Source organism: Psychrobacter pasteurii, assembly GCF_900162815.1.
In the GTDB taxonomy this organism is placed as follows: Bacteria; Pseudomonadota; Gammaproteobacteria; order Pseudomonadales; family Moraxellaceae; genus Psychrobacter; species Psychrobacter pasteurii.
In genome coordinates, this window is record NZ_FUGD01000124.1 from 1 (window position 1) to 4960 (window position 4960).

Genomic DNA, 4960 nt, shown 5'->3' on the forward strand with positions numbered 1-4960 from the left:
ACCTTTAGATAGCGATAGCTATAGGGTTGATTTCAGTCCCTTCTTACCTGTCTGCCTTGTTTGCAAATACTTGATAGCAGATTTTTTAAAAGGTATCTAGCCAAGTGATTTACGTTTGGCATCAGGACGGTTGCTGCGCCAGCTAAGTTTGGCTTTTTTAAATTGTTTACGTGATTTAGCGTGTGTCTCATTGATAGCCTGTAAGGTCTGACTGTGTAATCCTAAATATTCACCACTTCCTTTGGTATACTCACTTAAATCATAAGCACTAAAAAACTTACCAGTACGGTTTAAATGCTCAAAGCAAAGTGCATTTATATAGTTCCACACGAAGTTCACTGAACCGCTTAGACGATTCAGCTCTTTTATGTGTTTGTCTTTAATGCGTAGCTTGAGTGTTTTCATATGCTTAGTATCGCAAGATTAATTTTAGCTTACAACCCTTTAAGTACTACTCACGACACTACATGTCGCCTTATATCCACCCCCTGAAGTGGGGTGGTTTTACGGCGATAGGTGATAACTCAATAAATTATAAACGGCTTTTGTGGCTTTGGGGGACTAAATTTAATGACCATGAAAAAAGACCGAAAGCTATCTGCCTCCGGTCTCCTCTCTAATATTTTTAATTAGATTATAAAGCTTCTTTGGTAGAAGGTAGGGTGTTTAGCGCACGCTCATCATACTCACACGCCATACGTAATGCACGAGCGAAAGCTTTGAAAGTACACTCGATCTGGTGGTGGCTGTTTTTGCCCTTTAAGTTGTCTAAGTGCACAGTCATCCAAGCATGGTTTACAAAACCAAAGAAGAACTCACTGAATAAATCCACGTCAAATGTGCCCACGTGTGAGCGCGTAAATGGAATATCCATGTGCAGGCCTGGGCGACCTGAGATATCTACCACAGCACGGGTTAACGACTCATCTAGTGGCGCATAGAAGTGACCATAACGGCGAATACCTTTTTTGTCACCCAACGCTTTGGCGAAAGCCTGACCAATGGTAATACCGGTATCTTCAACACTATGGTGATCATCAATATAAGTATCCCCATTACATTTAACATCTAAATCAAACAGACCATGGCGTTTGATTTGATCCAGCATATGGTCTAAAAACGGCACACCGGTATCAATAGTACCTTGACCGGTACCATCAAGGTTCACGGTAACACTAACTTGAGTCTCAGCAGTATTACGCTCAACGCTGGCGATACGATTTGGACGGTTGGCTGGATTTGAACTTATTTCAGTAGTCATGGCAGTAAGGCTCACTAATAATTGGCTGGTTAATAAAAAAACAATACCCTTTAACAGTTGCTAAATAGCAGTAAAAACAACACACTTAACCTGATAATAGCAAAGGTAATACTTTTAAGCCATATATGCCCCCTTTAAACCCAGATAGTTTGCTAAAATAAGGCTAATAATATAAGCCTTATTTTAGCCACAATCGTCACTTAACCTTTGGAATATTACCTATGCCATTAGAAGCCGTTGCTATTAATTCCTTTGATGCCCCTATTATGCGTGAGATCACTCATGACGGGGAGTTACGTGAGCGTATTGGTAAGCTTTATGCTGCTGAAAATGCCAATATAGGCGACCTGGAGGACAGTGAGGCTGTCCTAGCGCTGTTTGAGGCCGCTTTTAAACGGGGCAATCTGATGTATGTAGGCATGTTTAATGACAAGCCCATTGCGGTTATTGGCTGCTTTGATGATGGTCAGACCGACACCAAGCGTTTGCAATATTTAGCGATGCACCCTGAAAACGTCAATCGAGGCATCGACGCTAAATTTATTAAAATGGTATACGATAAAGAAATTAAAAAAGGCGTTCGTCAATTTATGCCGGTTGACGAGCAAGTTCATAGAATTATGAGTGAATATGAATTAATTCGGTTAAAATAGGCCTTAATTCTGAATATCTGACCTTTTTTGCATATTATTTCAACTATTTTGATTTATTTTCAAAAAAAGGGTTGACAGGTCATCGAATATTTAGTTTAATAGCGACCTCATAAAGACGGCTCGATAGCTCAGTTGGTAGAGCAAAGGATTGAAAATCCTTGTGTCGGCAGTTCGATTCTGCCTCGAGCCACCATCTTTATAACGAATTCCAAAAAAACCTCAAACTAACCGTTTGGGGTTTTTTTATGTCTGTTGATTTTTGATTGAGACTCACTTTAACATTCGCTGTTTTAACCCATACTCTTAATTGGCTAATTAGCACTTTTAGTTAATACACGAGCCATCTCTTAATTGATTCGCCTTTGATAAACACTCCCTTTGTCGATATCCCTGAAACACCCTCTATCTAGCCATTTCTCAACTATTAGGTTACAGAGTCAATATTTACTGCTGGCTTTTGACAGCTATACTGTTTTAAGAGCTATCCTGTTTTTATCGCACATCTGGTGGGTCGATTTGGCTATGCGTGAATTTGATTACGACTTAGACTACAAAAACCTGAACTTGCGTGAGCACCCCGAGCTGTATCGGGTGGGCCGTGGCGAACAGGGCGTGCTGCTGGTTGAGCCTTATAAATCCGAGATCCTACCGCATTGGCGCTTTGCCACGCCTGACGTCGCTACCGAGAGCAGCGATAAAATTTATCAGATGTTTTTAGATTACTTAGACAATAACGATTTCGTCGGTGCTGATATGGCTCGCAAGTTTTTGCAGATGGGCTATACCCGAGCTCGGCGCTATGCTAATCACAAAGGCGGCAAGAAATACAAAGGCCCTGTACCTGAGGATAAAAAAGGCCAAAGCGGTGCGCATGGTCGAGAAGAGCTGCCTCGCGATGAAGAAGATCCAATCAAAGCGGAGTCGGCCAGAATATTTAAAGAAAAATGGGATTTGTGCCGAGCCAATGAGATTTATCTAAAAATGAAAAAAGCACATCGCGAAAAATACAAAGACGTTGATTGATTGAACGGCAAATTACACCCTTTTAGTTTTATGAGAATCTTATGACTGCTGTAAAAAAAGAACTGCTTATTTTTGATTTCGATGGCACCTTGATTGATAGCGTGCCGGATTTGGCGCAAGCGACCAATGACATGCTGACCACTTTAGAAAAAGCCCCCTATCCTATCGATACCATTCGTAACTGGGTGGGTAATGGGTCACGTATGTTAGTAGAACGTGCTCTGGTTGGCTCTGTAGAGGTCACAGAGGACCAATTAACCCAAGATGAAGCTGACCATGCTGAAAAGGTGTTCTTCGACGCCTACGCCAAAATAAGCGGTAAAAATACCGTTGCCTACCCCAATGTGGATGAAGGCTTAAAAAAATTAAAGCAAGCCGGCTTTACCCTAGCCTTGGTCACCAACAAACCTATGCAGTTTGTGCCTAAAATTCTAGAGTCCTTTGGCTGGAGTGAGCTGTTTACCGAGGTACTTGGCGGAGACAGCTTACCGGTCAAAAAACCAGACCCTGAGCCACTTCGCTATGTTTGTCGCACTTTACAGATTGCACCCGAGCATGCAGTGATGATTGGCGACTCTAAAAACGATATTTTAGCCGGTCAAAACGCTAATATTGACACACTAGGCCTATCTTACGGTTATAATTACGGCCAAGACATTCGTGAGCTCAATCCAACTCAAGCTTTTGATGATTTTCAAAGCCTTATAGACTGGATTATGACTCAGTATCAATAATCCCAAATAGCGAATCATAATCCAAATAGCCCACTAGCTCTAAGACGACTACTCAACCCTATTAACCGTTAAGGCAACACCATGACCCACACCCCTCCTGCTGACTTACTAGAAAAATCCAAACACTGGCGAGAAGACATTGCGTTTACTCAAGATGTACTGGGAGCCCCAATGCATTTCACCACTACTTGGGGCATCTTCTCTCCTGAGAAGCTGGATGCTGGCAGCTTGATGCTACTTGATCACGTTGATTTTCAAGTGGATGATGACTCTATTGATCTAGGGTGTGGTTATGGGGTGCTGGGCATGACTGCAGCTAGAGAATGCCCTCAAGGCCAACACACCTTGATTGATAAAGACTTCATGGCAGTTGAATATGCCCGTCGTAACTGTGAGAAAAACGGACTAACCAACGTCGATGTGCATTTGTCTAACGGTTTTAATCATGTGGATCCGAACAAAGACTTCAGCCTAGTGATGTCTAACCTGCCGGCCAAAGTGGGCAAAGAACAGCATTATCTATACCTACTGGATGCTTATAGCAAAATGCGTACCGGTGGCCGCTTCTATGTAGTGACTATCAATGGTCTTCGCCAGTTTATGAAACGTGCTTTCACCGAAGTCTTTGGTAATGCCGATAAAGTAAAACAAGGCAAAACTTACACCATTACCCGCGCGATTAAAGAATAAAAGAACAATAGTAGTAGCTAGCTTCAATGAGAAAAGCCCCAACTCAATAAGTCGGGGCTTTTTTGTTGGTACATTTTTTATCACCGGTCGCCGTAAAACCACCCACTTCAGGGGGTGGATATAAGGCGACACACACTGTCGTAAGAAGTCGTTAAAGGGTTGTAAGTCAAAATTAAACTTGCCATACTAAAGATATGAAAACCCTCAAGCTACGCATTAAAGACAAACACATAAAAGAGCTGAATCAGCTAAGCGGTTCGGTAAACTTCGTGTGGAACTATGTTAATGCGTTAAGTTTTGAGCATCTAAAACGTACCGGTAAGTTTTTTAGTGCTTATGATTTAAGCCAATACACCAAAGGTAGCGGTGAGTATTTAGGATTACACAGTCAAACACTGCAAGCCATCAATGAAACTCACGCCAAGGCCCGAAAACAATTTAAAAAAGCCAAACTTAACTGGCGTACCAATCGTCCTGATGCCAAACTTAAATCATTGGGATGGATACCTTTTAAAAAATCTGCTATCAAGTATTTGCAAACAAGGCAGACAGGTAAGAAGGCACTGAAATCAACCCTACAGCTATCGCTATCTAAAGGT

The 4960-nt window shown here is 41.9% G+C and carries 5 protein-coding genes, 1 tRNA gene and 2 pseudogenes; 6 read left to right on the plus strand and 2 right to left on the minus strand.

What is annotated here, in order from left to right:
• Positions 1-21 precede the first annotated feature (21 nt).
• Positions 22-405, minus strand: a pseudogene (locus A1232T_RS11015) (RNA-guided endonuclease InsQ/TnpB family protein); the annotation flags it as partial.
• Positions 406-634: 229 nt separating this feature from the next.
• The gene (gene hisB / locus A1232T_RS11020) at positions 635-1261 is read right to left on the minus strand and encodes an imidazoleglycerol-phosphate dehydratase HisB (protein ID WP_077449458.1); all 627 of its coding nucleotides are present in this window, start codon (positions 1259-1261) and stop codon (positions 635-637) included.
• Positions 1262-1482: 221 nt separating this feature from the next.
• On the opposite strand from hisB, the gene A1232T_RS11025 reads away from it, so the two are divergent.
• The 6 genes and pseudogenes from A1232T_RS11025 to A1232T_RS11050 all read left to right on the plus strand — a co-directional run.
• Positions 1483-1914, plus strand: a complete 432-nt coding sequence (locus A1232T_RS11025) for a hypothetical protein (protein ID WP_077449459.1) — start codon at positions 1483-1485, stop codon at positions 1912-1914.
• A 117-nt stretch (positions 1915-2031) separates the two neighbouring features.
• Positions 2032-2107, plus strand: a tRNA-Phe gene (locus tag A1232T_RS11030).
• Between the two features lie 329 nt (positions 2108-2436).
• Positions 2437-2937 (plus strand): DUF4385 domain-containing protein, encoded by a 501-nt coding sequence (locus tag A1232T_RS11035; protein WP_077449460.1) that lies wholly within the window; start codon positions 2437-2439, stop codon positions 2935-2937.
• A 41-nt stretch (positions 2938-2978) separates the two neighbouring features.
• Positions 2979-3671, plus strand: a complete 693-nt coding sequence (locus A1232T_RS11040; RefSeq protein WP_077449461.1) for a phosphoglycolate phosphatase — start codon at positions 2979-2981, stop codon at positions 3669-3671.
• Positions 3672-3752: 81 nt separating this feature from the next.
• Positions 3753-4361 carry a class I SAM-dependent methyltransferase gene (locus tag A1232T_RS11045; protein ID WP_077449462.1) on the plus strand — a complete coding sequence of 203 codons (609 nt, stop codon included), beginning with the start codon at positions 3753-3755 and terminating at the stop codon, positions 4359-4361.
• A 194-nt stretch (positions 4362-4555) separates the two neighbouring features.
• Positions 4556-4960 (plus strand): annotated as a pseudogene (locus tag A1232T_RS11050) (RNA-guided endonuclease InsQ/TnpB family protein); the annotation flags it as partial.